The sequence below is a fragment of the Limimaricola variabilis genome (assembly GCF_014195545.1).
GTDB lineage: Bacteria > Pseudomonadota > Alphaproteobacteria > Rhodobacterales > Rhodobacteraceae > Limimaricola > Limimaricola variabilis.
Genome location: NZ_JACIBX010000023.1, coordinates 1 through 15,539, shown reverse-complemented (window position 1 = coordinate 15,539; position 15,539 = coordinate 1). Strand labels below are relative to the sequence as shown.

The following is a 15,539-nucleotide window of genomic DNA, read 5'->3' as shown; positions in this document are numbered from 1 at the left end:
CCCCATGTTCGACAAGATCCTCATCGCCAACCGCGGCGAGATCGCCCTGCGCGTCGTGCGCGCGGCCCGCGAGATGGGCATCAAGTCCGTCGCCGTCCATTCCACCGCCGATTCGGACGCCATGCATGTCCGCATGGCCGACGAGGCGATCTGCATCGGCCCGCCGCCTTCGTCGCAATCCTATCTCTCCTTCCCGGCCATCCTCTCGGCCTGCGAGATCACCGGCGCCCAGGCGATCCATCCGGGCTACGGCTTCCTTTCCGAGAACGCCGCCTTCGTGCAGGCGGTCGAGGATCACGGCCTGACCTTCATCGGCCCCAAGGCCGAGCACATCCGTGTCATGGGTGACAAGATCACCGCCAAGGACACGATGAAGGCGCTGGGCGTACCCTGCGTGCCGGGCTCGGATGGCGGCGTGCCGTCCGTCGAAGCGGCCCGGAAGGTCGGCGCCGAGATCGGCTACCCGGTGATCATCAAGGCCACCGCCGGCGGCGGCGGTCGCGGCATGAAGGTCGCGAAGTCCGAGGCCGAGATCGAGCGCGCCTTCCAGACCGCGCGCTCCGAGGCCAAGGCCGCCTTCGGCAATGACGAGGTCTATATCGAGAAGTACCTCACCACGCCGCGCCACATCGAGATCCAGGTCTTCGGTGACGGCAAGGGTGGTGCGGTGCATCTGGGCGAGCGCGACTGCTCGCTGCAGCGGCGTCACCAGAAAGTGCTCGAAGAGGCCCCCGGCCCCTGCATCACGCCCGAGTTGCGCGATCGGATCGGCAAGGTCTGCGCCGACGCCGTGGCCAAGATCAATTATGCCGGCGCCGGCACGATCGAGTTCCTGTTCGAGAATGACGAGTTCTACTTTATCGAGATGAACACCCGCCTGCAGGTGGAGCATCCGGTGACCGAGGCGATCTTCGGCGTCGACCTGGTGCGCGAGCAGATCCGCGTCGCCTCCGGCCTGCCGATGTCCTTCGTGCAGGAGGATCTGCAGATCCGCGGCCACGCGATCGAAGTCCGGATCAACGCCGAGAAGCTGCCGAACTTCGCCCCCTGCCCCGGCCGGATCACGCAGTACCATGCGCCGGGCGGTCTTGGCGTGCGGATGGATAGCGCACTCTATGACGGCTACCGGATCCCGCCCTATTACGACAGCCTGATCGCCAAGCTGATCGTGCATGGCCAGGATCGGGCCGAGGCGCTGGCGCGTCTCAACCGGGCGCTGGGCGAGCTGATCGTGGACGGCGTGGACACCACCGTGCCGCTGCATCACGCGCTTCTGGGTGAGCCCGACATCCTCTCGGGCGACTACAACATCCACTGGCTCGAGCACTGGCTCGAGCAGACGCTGCAGGGATAAGGCGGGGCCGCGCAGCATGTCCTCGCGGCCCGACGACTCCCGGCTGACGCCCGAGCTGCTGCTGCATGGCTACGCGCAGGGCGTCTTCCCGATGGCCGAAAGCCGGAACGACCCGGAGATCTTCTGGGTCGATCCGCGGCTGCGAGGTGTGCTGCCGCTCGACCGGCTGCGCATCTCGCGCAGCCTCGCCCGGCGGATGCGCCGTGGCGGGTTCGAGGTCGCGGTGAACCGCGACTTCGAAGCGGTGCTGGCGGGATGCGCCGACCGCACGGAGACATGGATCAACGACGAAATCGCCGAACTCTACATGTCACTCCACAATCTGGGCTTCGCCCACAGCGTGGAGATCCGACAGCAGGGGCAGCTCGTGGGCGGCATCTACGGCGTGACGCTCGGGGCGGCCTTCTTCGGAGAAAGCATGTTCTCGCGCGCCACCGACGCATCGAAGCTCGCCATGGTCTGGCTGGTCGATCGGCTCAGGCTCGGCGGGTTCAGGCTGTTCGACGCGCAGTTCCTGACGCCGCATCTCGCGAGCCTCGGCTTTGTCGAGCTGTCGCGGGCGGAGTACCGGGCCGAGCTGCAGACCGCGCTCGAATCACAGGCGAGCTTCCTTGCGCCCGGGCCTCCGGCCCCGGCTCAGGACGTCTTACAGCGCAACGCCCAGACGTCGTAGCGCGGGTGGTCCATGGCGTTGAGCGCCGGGGCCGAGGCAATCATCCATCCCTGGAAGACCGGCGTCTCGACCGAGCGGTAACGCACCTCCAGACGCTCATAGGCGTCGCCTGAGGGGTTGTCGGCCGGGTAGCGGCATTCGTCGAGCACGATCGACAGGTGGCCCACGGTGCCGCTCTCGCCCGCGGCGAGGTCGAGATCTGTGACGATGCCGGTGATCTTGTCGAGCACGCGCACCACGCCGCCCGGCGCCTGCGTGGCCTCCTGCGCAGCGGCAGGAGCCGCCAGCGCGATCGCCAGCGCGGCGAGGCGGATCATTCGGGTTGCCACGCGTCGTAATCCTTCATCTCGGCCGGGGCGGCGCGACGGATCGAGCCCTTCGGCGCATAGGCCATCGCCGTGCCGGTCAGGTTTTCCTGGTGCGGCTTCTCCCAGGGGCGATGCACGAGTGGCCGCTCGCTCGGCGGCTGGTCCCAGATCCGGTGCAGCCAGCCATGCCAGTCGGGATCGATGCGGGTCGCCTCGATCTCGCCGTTGAAGATCACCCAACGCTTCGAGTCGTCGGCGTTGCGGTAATAGACGTTGCCCTGCGCGTCCTCGCCCACCTTCGTGCCGTTGCGCCAGGTGAAGAGCTGCGTGCCGAAGCTCTGCCCGTGCCACCAGGTGAAGAAGCGCTTGAGGGTGCTGCCGAAGCTCATGATCCGTCTCCTGTCCTGCGGCCCGTCATGCCGCAAACGCGCGGCGAGGTCCAGCATCTAGAGGGCCCGCGCGGTGACCTCGATCTCGATCCTCATGGCGGGCTCCATCAGCCCGCATTCGATCATCGTCGCGGCTGGTGGCGCCGCGCCCCAGGCGGCGCGCAGCAGCGGCCAGCAGGCCGGAAACTCGCCGCGGTCGGGGAGCATGTAGGTGACGCGCACCACCCGGTCCATGCCCGATCCGGCGGCCTCCAGCGCCCGTGCCACGTTGTCCAACGCGTTGCGGCACTGGGCCTCGATCCCCTCGGGCAGCGTCATCGTGGCGTAGTCGTAGCCGGTGGTGCCCGAGACGAAGATCCATCCATCGCAAAGGACGGACCGGCTGTAGCCGATCCGTCCCTCGAATTCCGATCCGGAGGTGAAGCGCTCCATGGCCTCAGCCGGCGGAAGCGGTTTCCTTTTTGGCGCCATCGGCATGGATCATCAGCGGCTTGCCGTCGCCCACTGCCTCCTCGTTGACCACCACCTCGGTGACGCTCGCCAGGCTGGGCAGTTCGAACATGGTGTCGAGCAGGATGCCCTCCATGATCGAGCGCAGGCCACGCGCGCCGGTCTTGCGCTCGATCGCCTTGCGGGCAATCGCCTTGAGCGCGTCCTCGGTAAAGGTCAGCTTGGTGTCTTCGATCTCGAACAGCCGCTGGTACTGCTTCACGAGCGCGTTCTTGGGCTCGGTCAGGATGGTGACCAGCGCGTCCTCGTCGAGGTCGGTCAGCGTGGCGATCACCGGTAGACGGCCGACGAATTCCGGGATCAGGCCGAACTTCAGCAGGTCCTCGGGCTCCAGATCGCCGAAGATCTCGCCGATGCCACGATCGTCGCTGGAGCGGACATCGGCGCCGAAGCCCATGGCCGACCCCTTGCCCCGCTGCGCGATGATCTTGTCGAGACCGGCGAAGGCGCCGCCGCAGATGAACAGGATGTTGGTGGTGTCGACCTGCAGGAACTCCTGCTGCGGATGCTTGCGCCCGCCCTGCGGCGGCACGGAGGCGACGGTGCCTTCCATGATCTTCAGCAGCGCCTGCTGCACGCCCTCGCCCGAGACGTCGCGGGTGATCGAGGGATTGTCGGACTTGCGGGTGATCTTGTCGACCTCGTCGATATAGACGATGCCGCGCTGCGCCCGCTCGACGTTGTACTCCGAAGCCTGCAGCAGCTTGAGGATGATGTTCTCGACATCCTCGCCGACATAGCCGGCTTCAGTCAGCGTGGTTGCGTCGGCCATGGTGAAGGGCACGTCGAGGATCCGCGCCAGCGTCTGCGCCAGCAGCGTCTTGCCGCAGCCGGTCGGGCCGATCAGCATGATGTTGGATTTCGACAGCTCGATGTCCGAGGACTTGGCCGCGTGGTTGAGCCGCTTGTAGTGGTTATGGACCGCGACCGAGAGCACGCGCTTGGCATGCAGCTGGCCGATCACGTAATCGTCGAGCACGTCGCAGATCTCGCGCGGAGTTGGCACCCCTTCGGAGGATTTCAGGCCAGAGCCCTTCGTCTCCTCGCGAATGATGTCCATGCACAGCTCGACGCATTCGTCGCAGATGAACACGGTCGGCCCCGCGATGAGCTTGCGCACCTCGTGCTGGCTCTTGCCGCAAAAGCTGCAGTAGAGCGTGTTCTTGCTGTCGCCGCCGGACGTGCTTGCCATATCGAACCCCCGGGCCATCGGCCCTGCTTATCTCTCTCGGACTGCCCTTCTCCAAACGATAGGGCAGCCATTTCGCGGCCACAACGCCAAAATCCCGGTGCCGGGAGAGCGATCACCCCGGATTGACGGGGTGACCGCGCGTCGCCTCAACCGGCGGTGTTGGGCGTCTTGTCGTCGCCCTGATCACGGTTGGTCAGGATCTCGTCGATCAGGCCCCAGTCACGCGCCTCCTCGGGCGACATGAAGTTGTCGCGCTCGAGCGCGGCCTCGACCTTCTCGAGCGGCTGGCCGGTATGCTTGACGTAGATCTCGTTCAGGCGGTTCTTCAGCTTCTGGGTCTCGGCGGCGTGGATCATGATGTCCGTCGCCTGGCCCTGATAGCCGCCCGAGGGCTGGTGCACCATGACGCGGGAGTTGGGCAGCGAGAAGCGCATGCCCTTCTCGCCGGCGGTGAGCAGCAGCGAGCCCATCGAGGCCGCCTGGCCGATCACCAGCGTCGAAACCTTGGGCCGGATGTACTGCATGGTGTCGTAGATCGACAGGCCGGAGGTGACGACACCGCCGGGACTGTTGATGTACATCGAGATCTCTTTCTTCGGGTTCTCGGCCTCGAGGTGCAGAAGCTGCGCGACGATGAGCTGGCTCATGCCGTCATGCACCGGGCCGTTGACGAAGATCACGCGCTCCTTCAGCAGGCGCGAGAAGATGTCGTAGGCGCGCTCGCCGCGGCTGGTCTGCTCGACCACCATCGGGACGAGGTTCATGTAGGTCTCAACGGGATCGTGCATCTGCTCTGCCTTTTCGGGAACGCTTGCGTCTCGTGCGGATCTTGTCCTCACAGAGTCTTAGTTGTCCGCTTGGGGGGTTTCAACTGCACCTGGCGCGGCGCGGCGGTTCGGACCGCCGCGCCGCCGGCAGCGCCGGGCGGGGCGACGGCCCGGTGACCGTCCGGCAGCGAAACGGCCATGGTCCGTCCCTGCATGCTCAGTCGTCTCCGCCAGTCAGCACGAAGATCAGGAACGCAACCACCACCAGACCCGCAAGGGCGGCCACCATCGCAGCGATGGTCATGGCGTCCTCTCGGTCAAGTCGTGTGTCGCCCAACGCGGCCTACGCTGTGAGGTTCCGCCGCGACGCGGCGCCGGTCAGACCATCGCCTCGGGCACGCCCGGCAGGTTGCGGCCCAGACGCCAGGCGGGGCGCAGCGGATAGGGCAGCAGCTTGTGCTGGCGCAGCTCGGGCACGCGGGCGCGGTCGGCCTCGACGATGCCGCGCCAGCGCGCCACCAGCTCGGGCCCGGTTTCGCCCGGTGCGGGAGGCGCATCCTCGCCCAGCCAATGTTGCATGCAGGCATCGCGCAGCTGCAGCGCCGAGCCGCCGTCGAGCCGCACCCCTGCCTCGGTATCCCAATGCATCGAGCGCCCGTTGAGATTGGCCGACGAGACGATCGCGTCGCGGCCATCCGCGACCGTCACCTTGGCGTGGACATAGATGATCGGCGCCCGCCAGATCCGCGCCCGAGGCCCCTGATCCTTGGCATCGGCACGGCGGGGCACGGCCGGCGAGACGATCAGCGCCCGATCGCCGAAGGCGCGGCGGATCTTGCGGATGCAACGCGCCTGCAGATAGTCGCCGTAGCGCGCGTCGACACGGGCCTTGGAAAAGGCCGCGTCCTCGGGCGCTGCCGGCAGGACCATGACGAGACCGAGACCGGGATTCGCCCGCGCCGCCCGCGCGAGATCGCGCGCAAGGTCACGGTCGCGCATGAATTGGGTCTCGATGTAGATCAGGTCGCGCGCCTTCGAGAACAGGTCGCGATGCGCCTCGAACAGCTCGCCCACCTTGCGCTTGGGCGACATCCGCAGAATGGCGGGACGGCGATGGGCCGAGATCGTGCGCAGGATGCGTCCGGTGGGCTGCGGCTGCGCTCCGCAATTGATCGCGAGATAACTGTCGAGATGGCGGTGCGCATCGGCCACGACCGCGTCGCCGCCCATCAAGAGCTGCACGTCGTGCCAGGTCTCCTGTGCGGGTCGATCGTGACGCAGCGTGTCGTAGCGCCGGTCGTCGAGATCGAGCCCGCCGATATAGAGCCACTTGTCGTCGAACACCGCGAATTTCTGGTGATGGGTGGCCAGATAAAGCTCCGGGATCGGCCAGAGCCGGGCCACCAGCTTGCCGCCACGTTCGGTAAGGTGATTTCCGAGGCCAGGGCGCAGGCTGAGCATCTCCTCGCGCTCTTCGCGCGGCATCCCGTTCAGCCGCCGCGCGGTCAGGCGCAGCTCGCTCCAAGTCTTGTACCACATCAGCACCCGCGGCACCGCGCCGACGCGGGCGGGATGCATCGCCGCACGTACGGTCAGCCGCTCCGGATGGCCCGAAGCCTCGCCCGCCGCGATCAGCCCGCGCATCGCGTCCCAAGTCATGGCGTGCATTGCGTTGACGGCGATCGGATCGAAATCGGTGATGGCGATCTCGACCTTCAACCCTTCGCGCAGCTTGTGCGCGATCAGGTCGAACCAGATATCGCCGATCTTGCGGGCCGAGACGCTGTGCAGCTGGGTGAAGGGATCGAATACCCGAAACGACATGCGGACACGGTCGCGGGCCTCGAGAAAGCAGCGCTCCAACACCGGATAGGCCTGCTCGGCGGTGATCAGCGGCATCGGCGTCTCGGCATCCGCCGGCAGGACGGGGTCGGGCAGTACTGCCCGGCCCCAACGCTCATGCGCGGGATTATTCTCGGCGTAGTCGGTGTCGGTCAGCGGCGTGCCGCGTCGCTCGCGCAACGGGAACACGTCGCCTTCATCCGGGTCTCCGGCCATCAGTAATCCTGCGGGTCGTATTGCATCTCGCGTACCGCGAAACGCGTGGTGAGACGGTAGACACCCGCTTCGTGGCGGGTCTCGCTCGGGCCGCCGAGCTGCGCGGCGAAGGCCTGGATCAGGTTCATGCCGAGCCCCTGCCCCCTCGGCCCGGCGGAGGCTGCGTCGCGCGCTGCTGCGGAGTTCGCGATCTCGAGACAGGCCATGCCGTTCTCCTCCCTCCGCAATGCCACCGAGATCCAGACCGCGCCCTCGGCATCGGGTGCGGCATTGGCCAACGCGTTGGCCAGGGCCTCGGATGTCAGCAACGAGAGGGGAACGGCCTGATCCGGCAACAGTTCCAGATCCTCGAGGTCGAGCTTGACCGCTAGGTCGGCCCGCGTGCCTGCCCCGCCCGATTGCTGCGCCACGATCTCGCGCAGCAGCCGGGCCGCGTTCACCCGGCCCACATCCTCGCTTTCATATAGCGTGCGGTGGATCGTCGCCAGCCCGAGCACCCGGTCCTGCAGCCGGCTCAGGATCTCGCGCGTGGTGGCGTCGCGGGTCCGCCGCATCTGCATCGACATGATCGAAGAGATGAGCTGCAGGTTGTTCTTGACCCGGTGATGCACCTCCTTGAGCAGGATGCCCCGCTCGCGCAGCTGATCTTCGAGCCGGGCCTCGTCCTGCAGGATGTTGCCGGCCATCTGCACGAACTCGCCCTCGATCTCCCGCAGCTCGCGCGACATGTCGCTGGCGCTGCCGCGCGGCGGCAATTGCCGGTTGGCGCCGAAACGGCGCATCGAGCGACCCAGCCGGCTTACATGGCGGATCACGAGGCGATGAATGGCGTAATAGGCGACCAGCAGGCTCGCCGCCCACATCAGCACCGGGAACAGGCTCGGCAGCAGCGGCGAGGCAAAGCCCTCGGAGGCGGGCCAGACGCCCAGCGCGAAGACCGCCCCGGTAACCAGGGGCGTCACCGCATAGACGAGACGCTCGCCCGAAGGCGAGCGCGCGGCGGTCGCGGTGGCGCGCAGACCGGTCTTGCTGGCGAGGTCAAACCCCTCCGGCAGAAGGGTTTCGAGCGGGCGGTCGGGGTTCTGGATGGTCAGGATCTCGCCCAGCTCGTTATAGGTGACGAGCTGCATCGGCTGCCGTTCCGCCTGCAGCGTGGTGACCGGGGAGGCGATGCGCCGCTGCGGGATCGCCAGCTGGACATACCCCACCAGCGCGCCGTCCTCGACGATCGGGCTGGCTACGTTGATCACCGGCTCTTCGGCGATCTCGGGGCGCTGGCTCAGGGTGACGATCGCGTTGGGGGCGATGTCCATCTGCTCCCAGATGCGCGTGCCGCGCATGTCGAGCGAGTCCGCCCGCGAGGAACAGCGCATGATCCCGTCGGGATCGACCAAGCCGATCATCGCGTAGAGCTTGCGGCCCTCGATATAGCGATTGAGATAAGCCGAGCAGCTGGCAGGATCGTCGAGCTCGTCGATCACCACGCCCAGCGCTTCGGCCACGCCGAAGGCGCGCTCGATGGTCTGTTCCACCGGCGCGCCGGCCTGCGCGGTCAGCGCAAGCAATGACAGTTCGGACCGCCGCAGCGTTTCGCGCTGGAACTCGGCGGTCTGGTAGATCGCGATCAGGCCGATCGGCATCAATGCGATGGTCAGGAAAGCGACCACCCGCAGCACCAATCCGTGCGCGCTGAACCAGCCGCCGGCCCGCGCCGCCCGGTCCCGCTCGCCAATGCTTTGCGTCACAAGTGCGGCCCACCATGGGCTGCCAGCACCGCCATCGTCGCCTCGTCGGTCATCCCGAGCCCGTCTTCGTCCTCGAGCTCGAGCAGCTCTGCGAGGCGCACCCTTGCGCGATTGGCACGGCTCTTGATCGTGCCGATCGCCACGCCGCACATGCCCGCCGCCTCCTCGTAGGAGAAGCCGGACGCGCCGACCAGCGCAAGCGCCTCGCGCTGTTCGTCTGGCAGCTGGGCAAAGGCCCGCAGAAAGTCGTTCATCTGCAGCCGGCCATCATGCGCGGGCTTTTCCGCCAGCGACGCGGTGAACACGCCGTCGACATCGGCCACTTCGCGCTGCGCCTTGCGGCGTCCCGAGTAGAAGGTGTTGCGCAGGATGGTGAACAGCCAAGCACGCAGATTGGTCCCCGGCTTGAACTTGTCAAAATTCGTCCAAGCCTTGACCACCGTATCCTGCACGAGGTCGTCGGCCTGGGCGCCATTGCGCGTCAACGACAGCGCAAAGGCTCGCATGGCCGGGAGGTGCCCGACCAGTTCATCTCTCGGATCTTGATGGCTCATTCTAGCCCCTGCCCACCTTGCCTGCATGCGCGGTTTCCCGGTCCGGCGACGGCTGGTCGGCCTCGGACGATGCGGCTTCCGCACCCTCACCGGCTTTCAGTCTCGCCAACAGATCGGTGAACCGGTCCGGCAAGGCCTCGTCGGTGAGCTGCTGGAACGCGCGCTTGAGGTGGGCGTCGATATCGCCACGCGCGCTTCCCTGGTCCCTTTGTGTCATTCCCGCTTATACCCTCGTCATTATCGGCAGCCTCGCTTAGCATGGCCGCATCATGGAACCACAATGCCGATGGGCACGTTCGGTTCCAGAAAAAATGAATTTGGGGACTCTCAGCCGATGACGACAACCACCACCGCACCCGACCTCGCCACGGTGATCGGGCACGAGCTGCCCTACCTGCGCCGCTATGCACGCGCACTGACAGGGAGCCAGAACAGCGGTGACACCTATGCCGCGGCGACGCTCGAGGCGATCCTCGAGGATCGCTCGGTCTTCGACACGGACGCCTCTCCGCGCACCGCGCTGTTCCGGGTGTTCCATACCATCTGGATCAGCTCCGGCGCGCCCGTCTCGGGTGACGAAAGCGGCCTCGCCGCCGCGGCGCAGGCGCATCTCGCCAAGCTGACCCCGAACACCCGCGAGGCGCTGCTTCTCCACACGATCGAGGATTTCTCCAGCGAGGAGATCGCCGAGATCATGCAGATCGACATCGACGAGGTCGAGCATCTGGTGAAGATCGCCCGGCAGGAGATGGAAGACAGCATCTCGGGCCGGATCCTGGTCATCGAGGACGAGGCGATCATCGCCATGGACCTGCAGTCGATCGTCTCCGACATGGGTCACGCCATCACCGGCGTCGCGCGGACCCGCGACGACGCGGTCAAGCTCGCCCAGCAGGAGAAGCCCGACCTCGTGCTGGCCGACATTCAGCTGGCCGACAACTCCTCGGGCATCGACGCGGTGCGCGACATCCTCGAGGCGCATGGCAACCTGCCGGTGATCTTCATCACCGCCTTCCCCGAGCGACTGCTGACGGGCGAGCGCCCCGAGCCGGCCTTCCTGATCTCCAAGCCCTACGGCGAAGAGCAGGTGCGTTCGGCGGTCAGCCAGGCGATGTTCTTCTCCTCGACCGGTCCGCTGCACGGCTGAGGACAGACCACGGCCCGGCCATCGCGCCGGGCCGCATTCATCCGATCCGGATCGGCCGATGTTCGATCGGAGAGGGCTGCGGCCGTGACGGCGTCTCGGCGCGCAGCACGCGCGCCCAGACCACGTTGACAGCCGCGCCCAGCAGCACCAGCCAAGCCGAGATATAGAGCCACATCAGCAGCGCCACCACGGCGCCGATGGAGCCGTAGACCTCGTTGTATTTGCCGAAATGCGATAGGTAGTAGGAAAACCCGGCCGAGGCGGCGAGCCAGAACAGGATCACGAGGAAGGCGCCCGGCGTGATCCAGCGACCGCGCATGCCGCGCGTGTTCGGCCCGAAGCGGTAGATCACCCCGAGCCCGGCCAGCACCACCCCGAAGGCCGCGATCCAGCGCACCGCCTCGAGCGCCCAGCCGACCCGCAGGCCGAGGGGCAGCACTGCCAGCAGGATCGGCGCGATCACCACCACCAGCATGGCTAGGACGGCGATCGCGATCAGCGACACGGTCAGCAACAGCGCCACGAGGATCTGTCGCACCCCGTTGCGGTTGGGACGGCCATAGATCTGGTTCAGCCCAAGGATCAGCGAGGCCACGCCGTTGCGGGCCGAGAACAACGCCACCAGCGTCGAAAGGATCGTCGCGAAGCCCAGTGTCTCCGGCCGCGTCGCCAGCATCAGGTTGAGCTGGTCGCGCAACAGGCCATAGGCCTCGACGGGAATAATCTCGTGCATCAGTTCGAGCTGCGCCTCGATGACCGTGGGGTCGGCGAGAAGGCCGAATACCGCGATCAGCGCCGCGATCGCGGGGAAGATGGCAAAGATCGAATAGAAGGCGACACCCGCCGCGATCAGCCCCAACTGCACGTCGCCGGCCAACGTCCACAACCCTCCCAGCAACTTTATGAACCGGCGAAAGGTCAGGCGCGTCCGGGCCGAAAGAATGGGCATGCGGGCTCCGCTCTATCCGAGCGGAATTTCGCTCACGGCGAAGATGGCATGGCAGCCGGAAGTTGTGAAGTGTGCCGGGGAAATGGGGTGGCCGGCGGTCGCTGCTCCCCGAGGGAATGATCAGGAGCAGCGGCCGCCGGCCTTGGGGAATGAGAGAGGCGAGGGAACGGCGCCTCTTCTTCCATCCAACCCGTCTCGCCGTCCAAGGTTCCCGAAAAAATGTGCCGCTTGAAAATCAGTGCGACGCCTTCTCCTCGCGCTGCAGAAGCGCCGAAAGATAGGTGCGCGTCCACCAGCCGATATCGGTGGCGCGGATGGTCTGCATCAGGCTCAGATGACGGGCCTGACGCTCGTGCAGGGGCATCGACAGCGCCTGCTCGATCGCGCGAGCGGTCTCGCCCGGATCATAGGGGTTCACCATCAGCGCCGCTTCCATCTGCTCCGCCGCTCCGGCGAAATGCGACAGGATCAGCACACCGGGATCGGATCCATCCTGCGCGGCGACGAATTCCTTGGCGACGAGGTTCATTCCGTCGGCCAGCGGCGTCACCAGGCAGGCGTCGGCACGTCGATAGAGCCCCGCCAGGATGTCGCGCTGGATGTTGCGGCGGATGTAGCGGATCGGTGTCCAGTCGAGCTCTGCCATCTCGCCGTTGACGCGGCCGGTGATGGTCTCGAGTTCCTGGCGGATCTCCTTGTAGGCCTCGACATCTTCGCGCGAGGGCGGCGCGATCTGCAGCAGGGTGGCGCGGATCTTGGGATCGGGGCGGTTCGACAAGTATTCGCCGAAGGCCGCAAAGCGCTGCGGCAGTCCCTTGGAATAATCGAGCCGGTCGACCCCGAGCACGAGCCGTTCGCCCGGCGACAAGCGCAGATGCTCGCCGGAATCCGCGTGTTCCTCGGCGGCGCGCACGAAGGCATCGACATCGATGCCGATCGGGTAGCTCGCGATCTCGAAACTGCGGTCGCCATATTTCATCTTGCCGCGCAGCAGCAGTTCGGCGCCGTTGTCGCGCAGGAAATCGAGCGCGTTGGACACGTCGCGCCGGGTCTGCAGGCCGATCAGGTCGAAGGCCGAGAGCCAGCCCGGCATCAGCTTGCGTTCCGACAAGGCAGGCATGTCGGAGGGGTTGGGGAACGGGATATGCAGGAAGAAGCCGATCCGGTTGGCGACGCCGCGTTTGCGAAGCGCCTCGGCCAACGGCAGGAAATGGTAGTCGTGCACCCAGATCGCATCGCCCGGCTGCACCACTTCGGCGATCAGCCCCGCCACGCGGTCGTTGACCTCGCGATAGATGCGCGCCTGATCGGGATCGACGGCCAAGAGGTCGGTACGGTGGTGGAACAGCGGCCAGAGCGTGGAGTTCGCGTAGCCCAGGTAGAAGCCCGCATGTTCCTCTTCGGTGAGGTCGAAGCTGTAGCGAGCATAGGGAGTCTCGGCGATCCGGGTCAGGCCCTTCTGCGCCTCCTCGGACGCGACCCGTTTGCCGGAATTGCCGATCCAGACCCCGCCGCGCTCCTTGAGCGCGTCGTGCAAGGCGACGACGAGGCCGCCTGACGGGGCCTCTTCGGTGGGAATACGGTTGGAAACGACGATGAGGCGTCCGTCAGCCATGCTCAGGCCTCGACCCAACGCCGCAACGTCCTCCGCGCCGCCTGCGGATCCCCCAGCCGGCAACCGGCAGCGGTTTCGCCCTCGCCAACCTTGACGGCGATGCCGCCCTGCTCGGCCACCCAATGCAGCGCCGGCTCGTCGGTCACGTCGTCACCGAAGAAGATCGGCATGGTGCCCTTGAACTTCTCGCTCTCCATCAGCCGCTTCATCGACACGTCCTTGCCGATGCCCTGCGGGCGAAGCTCATAGGCCATCTTGGAATGGTGCAGGTCGAAGCCTTCATGGGTTTCCGACAGGGCCCGCAGGAAGGCATAGGCCTGCGAGGCGAGATCCTCGTTCTGGCGGAAATGCAGCACGACGCCGGTGGGTTTCTGTTCGCAGATCAGCCCCGGATGGGTCGCCGCAAAGGCAGTGGTCATTTCGCCCAGTCGCTTGACGGTCTCGGGGTTGGCCAACTCGTGGTTGCGGATCTCACCCTCGATCCGCTCCTGCGCGCCGTGGCCGCCGATGATCGGGCCGTCGAAGCCTTGCAGATACTGCGTCACGTCCTCGATCGCGCGGCCGGTGATGATCACCACCCGGCCCTCGGTCCGCTCGGAAAGGGAGCGAAGCAGGTCGCCAAGACCGGGATCGACCTCGATCGCATCGGGCCGCGGCGCCAGATCGACCAGCGTGCCGTCGAAGTCGAGAAACAATGTCGAGCGGTCGAGCTTCGGCTCCGGCACGCCATCGGCGGTGTGCTCGCTTTGGTGTTCACCGTGAAAGCCGATCATCTCGTAGTACATTCCCTGTCTCCAATTTACGGGCCCTCAAGGGCCTGGCATGCGTCCCGCGGGCGCGGGGCATGGCTTGCCGGCACAACCATTGCACGCCTAGGCAGGTTCCCGCGCGGTGCCGATCCATGGCCTGCCGTCGCGGCAGGCTCCCTTCTGTTTGTCTGCCAAGTTGCGTCGCTTGACAAGCGCGACCCGCCGATGTCAGCCGGGTGTGAACCCCGAATGGGTGTTGAGCAGGAATTGCGCGACGATCGGCGCGCAGGCGGCGCCGAGCGCACGTGCGTTGCCCCCGACCGCACCAGCCTCGATCTCCGGCACGATCAGCCCGCGCAGGTCGACCCGGCCCAGCGCGGCGCGAACCCGCCCCACGAGGGCCGCGCGCACGGTTTCGGGAAAGCCGCCATCGATCAGCACCGCCTCGAAATCGATCACCGCGCAAACCGTCGCAGCCGCGCGCGCGAGTTCCTCTGCGACCTCGTCGAGCCAAGGCTCGAGTACCTCCTCCATGCCCGACCAATCCTGTGGCAGCGCCCAGAGCTGGGCCGGATCGTGCCCTGCGGCGACGAGCCGCCGCTCGAGCAGATGCAGCGACGCGGTATCGATGAGCTGCGCCGGGCGGCCCTGCGCGTCGCGGGTCGGCAGCGAGCCCATCGCCCCCGCATTGCCATGCGGCCCCTCGAGCACGGTATGGTTGAGCACCACCCCGCCGCCGATGAAGGAGCCGATGAAAAGATAGGCGTAATCGCGAAACTCGCGCCCCCGGCCGAAGATGTGCTCGGCGCGGCAGGCGGCGGTGGCATCGTTCTCGACCCAGACCGGCAACGGCGAGAAGCGCGCGATCTCCACCTGGAAGTCGAACTCGCGCCAGCCGTCGAGCGCGGCGGGCGGTGCGCCGATGGTTTCGGGCCAGATCCACAATTCATGCGGACGCGCCACGCCGATGCCGGCGATCCGTTCGCGGAGCCTCGGCCGCAGCCGCCCTGCCAGCTCGGCCACCCCATGTTCGAGGAAGCCCAGAACGCGGGCCGGATCGGGGTAGCCATAAGTGTCCTGAAGCCCGCCCCGCACCTGTCCGTGCAGATCGACCAGCAGCAGATCGGCGCTGCGTCGACCGATCTTGAGGCCGATCGAAAACGCCCCGTCCGGGTCGAGCCCCACGGGCACGCGCGGCTTGCCGACGCGACCGCGCTGCGGCGCACCGCGCGTGATCATCCCGTCCTCGTCGAGACGGCGCAGGATCACTGACACAGTCTGCGGCGACAGGCCCGAATGCCGGGCGAGATCGCTGCCGGGCATGGGGCCATGTCGCTGCATCAGGCTGAGCAGTAGCCTTTCGTTGTGGTCGCGCAATCCGCGCTGGTTCGCGCCGCCCGCAAGGCTGCGCACTTCGGATTTGTCCATCCGATCTCCTCCCTGCCCCCATCATGCAGCACATTCAATTATTAAATCAACTGGATTTATTTATTGACTGGCCGGCAGAATCGACGCTAACGTTCGGTCAA

General features: G+C 66.6%; 16 protein-coding genes. 3 read left to right on the top strand and 13 right to left on the bottom strand.

The features are described 5' to 3' along the window. The first annotated feature begins 4 nt into the window (after positions 1–4). Together accC and aat are read left to right on the top strand one after the other, a co-directional pair. Positions 5–1,354: an acetyl-CoA carboxylase biotin carboxylase subunit gene (accC, locus tag FHS00_RS17250; RefSeq protein WP_183475336.1), complete on the top strand. Its 1,350-nt coding sequence runs from the start codon at positions 5–7 to the stop codon at positions 1,352–1,354. 16 nt (positions 1,355–1,370) lie between these two features. Next, positions 1,371–2,027 carry a leucyl/phenylalanyl-tRNA--protein transferase gene (gene aat / locus FHS00_RS17245; RefSeq protein WP_183475335.1) on the top strand — a complete coding sequence of 219 codons (657 nt, stop codon included), beginning with the start codon at positions 1,371–1,373 and terminating at the stop codon, positions 2,025–2,027. On the opposite strand, the gene FHS00_RS17240 is transcribed toward aat, so the two are convergent. The 9 genes from FHS00_RS17240 to FHS00_RS17200 form a co-directional block, all read right to left on the bottom strand. Further along, positions 1,991–2,356 (bottom strand): DUF2155 domain-containing protein, encoded by a 366-nt coding sequence (locus tag FHS00_RS17240; RefSeq protein WP_425486053.1) that lies wholly within the window; start codon positions 2,354–2,356, stop codon positions 1,991–1,993. The genes aat and FHS00_RS17240 overlap by 37 nt on opposite strands. Then, positions 2,341–2,724 carry an NADH:ubiquinone oxidoreductase subunit NDUFA12 gene (locus FHS00_RS17235; RefSeq protein ID WP_183475334.1) on the bottom strand — a complete coding sequence of 128 codons (384 nt, stop codon included), beginning with the start codon at positions 2,722–2,724 and terminating at the stop codon, positions 2,341–2,343. The genes FHS00_RS17240 and FHS00_RS17235 overlap by 16 nt, the downstream gene beginning before the upstream one ends. A gap of 57 nt (positions 2,725–2,781) precedes the next feature. Then, positions 2,782–3,156: a RidA family protein gene (locus tag FHS00_RS17230; protein ID WP_183475333.1), complete on the bottom strand. Its 375-nt coding sequence runs from the start codon at positions 3,154–3,156 to the stop codon at positions 2,782–2,784. A gap of 4 nt (positions 3,157–3,160) precedes the next feature. Beyond that, positions 3,161–4,426: an ATP-dependent Clp protease ATP-binding subunit ClpX gene (clpX, locus tag FHS00_RS17225; RefSeq protein WP_183475332.1), complete on the bottom strand. Its 1,266-nt coding sequence runs from the start codon at positions 4,424–4,426 to the stop codon at positions 3,161–3,163. 146 nt (positions 4,427–4,572) lie between these two features. Next, positions 4,573–5,214, bottom strand: coding sequence for an ATP-dependent Clp protease proteolytic subunit (locus FHS00_RS17220; protein WP_183475331.1), 642 nt, complete (start codon positions 5,212–5,214; stop codon positions 4,573–4,575). Between the two features lie 357 nt (positions 5,215–5,571). Continuing rightward, entirely contained in the window at positions 5,572–7,251 is a 1,680-nt protein-coding gene (locus FHS00_RS17215) for a phospholipase D-like domain-containing protein (RefSeq protein ID WP_183475330.1), read from the bottom strand. Continuing rightward, positions 7,251–8,996 (bottom strand): histidine kinase dimerization/phosphoacceptor domain -containing protein, encoded by a 1,746-nt coding sequence (locus FHS00_RS17930; protein WP_183475329.1) that lies wholly within the window; start codon positions 8,994–8,996, stop codon positions 7,251–7,253. The genes FHS00_RS17215 and FHS00_RS17930 overlap by 1 nt, the downstream gene beginning before the upstream one ends. After that, entirely contained in the window at positions 8,993–9,550 is a 558-nt protein-coding gene (locus FHS00_RS17205; RefSeq protein ID WP_085894851.1) for an RNA polymerase sigma factor, read from the bottom strand. Before FHS00_RS17205 ends, FHS00_RS17930 begins: the two co-directional genes overlap by 4 nt. Position 9,551: 1 nt before the next feature. Continuing rightward, complete coding sequence (locus tag FHS00_RS17200; protein ID WP_183475328.1) at positions 9,552–9,767, bottom strand: NepR family anti-sigma factor; 216 nt, start codon at positions 9,765–9,767, stop codon at positions 9,552–9,554. A gap of 117 nt (positions 9,768–9,884) precedes the next feature. On the opposite strand from FHS00_RS17200, the gene FHS00_RS17195 reads away from it, so the two are divergent. Next, on the top strand, positions 9,885–10,697 hold the full coding sequence (locus FHS00_RS17195) for a response regulator (RefSeq protein ID WP_183475327.1): 813 nt from the start codon (positions 9,885–9,887) through the stop codon (positions 10,695–10,697). A gap of 37 nt (positions 10,698–10,734) precedes the next feature. Here FHS00_RS17195 and FHS00_RS17190 read toward each other — a convergent pair whose 3' ends face one another. The 4 genes from FHS00_RS17190 to FHS00_RS17175 form a co-directional block, all read right to left on the bottom strand. Further along, on the bottom strand, positions 10,735–11,646 hold the full coding sequence (locus FHS00_RS17190) for a YihY/virulence factor BrkB family protein (RefSeq protein WP_183475326.1): 912 nt from the start codon (positions 11,644–11,646) through the stop codon (positions 10,735–10,737). 235 nt (positions 11,647–11,881) lie between these two features. Continuing rightward, positions 11,882–13,261, bottom strand: coding sequence for an alpha,alpha-trehalose-phosphate synthase (UDP-forming) (locus FHS00_RS17185; RefSeq protein ID WP_183475325.1), 1,380 nt, complete (start codon positions 13,259–13,261; stop codon positions 11,882–11,884). A gap of 2 nt (positions 13,262–13,263) precedes the next feature. Beyond that, positions 13,264–14,046: a trehalose-phosphatase gene (gene otsB / locus FHS00_RS17180; RefSeq protein ID WP_183475324.1), complete on the bottom strand. Its 783-nt coding sequence runs from the start codon at positions 14,044–14,046 to the stop codon at positions 13,264–13,266. Positions 14,047–14,238: 192 nt separating this feature from the next. Next, positions 14,239–15,438 (bottom strand): ROK family transcriptional regulator, encoded by a 1,200-nt coding sequence (locus FHS00_RS17175; RefSeq protein ID WP_183475323.1) that lies wholly within the window; start codon positions 15,436–15,438, stop codon positions 14,239–14,241. Positions 15,439–15,539 lie beyond the last annotated feature (101 nt).

Bases quoted from the DNA above. Each gene is read 5' to 3' on its own strand.
- accC (WP_183475336.1), top strand. From the start codon at position 5: ATGTTCGACAAGATCCTCATCGCCAACCGCGGCGAGATCGCCCTGCGC.
- aat (WP_183475335.1), top strand. From the start codon at position 1,371: ATGTCCTCGCGGCCCGACGACTCCCGGCTGACGCCCGAGCTGCTGCTG.
- FHS00_RS17235 (WP_183475334.1), bottom strand. From the start codon at position 2,724: ATGAGCTTCGGCAGCACCCTCAAGCGCTTCTTCACCTGGTGGCACGGG.
- FHS00_RS17230 (WP_183475333.1), bottom strand. From the start codon at position 3,156: ATGGAGCGCTTCACCTCCGGATCGGAATTCGAGGGACGGATCGGCTAC.
- clpX (WP_183475332.1), bottom strand. From the start codon at position 4,426: ATGGCAAGCACGTCCGGCGGCGACAGCAAGAACACGCTCTACTGCAGC.
- FHS00_RS17220 (WP_183475331.1), bottom strand. From the start codon at position 5,214: ATGCACGATCCCGTTGAGACCTACATGAACCTCGTCCCGATGGTGGTC.
- FHS00_RS17215 (WP_183475330.1), bottom strand. From the start codon at position 7,251: ATGGCCGGAGACCCGGATGAAGGCGACGTGTTCCCGTTGCGCGAGCGA.
- FHS00_RS17205 (WP_085894851.1), bottom strand. From the start codon at position 9,550: ATGAGCCATCAAGATCCGAGAGATGAACTGGTCGGGCACCTCCCGGCC.
- FHS00_RS17200 (WP_183475328.1), bottom strand. From the start codon at position 9,767: ATGACACAAAGGGACCAGGGAAGCGCGCGTGGCGATATCGACGCCCAC.
- FHS00_RS17195 (WP_183475327.1), top strand. From the start codon at position 9,885: ATGACGACAACCACCACCGCACCCGACCTCGCCACGGTGATCGGGCAC.
- FHS00_RS17190 (WP_183475326.1), bottom strand. From the start codon at position 11,646: ATGCCCATTCTTTCGGCCCGGACGCGCCTGACCTTTCGCCGGTTCATA.
- FHS00_RS17185 (WP_183475325.1), bottom strand. From the start codon at position 13,261: ATGGCTGACGGACGCCTCATCGTCGTTTCCAACCGTATTCCCACCGAA.
- otsB (WP_183475324.1), bottom strand. From the start codon at position 14,046: ATGTACTACGAGATGATCGGCTTTCACGGTGAACACCAAAGCGAGCAC.
- FHS00_RS17175 (WP_183475323.1), bottom strand. From the start codon at position 15,438: ATGGACAAATCCGAAGTGCGCAGCCTTGCGGGCGGCGCGAACCAGCGC.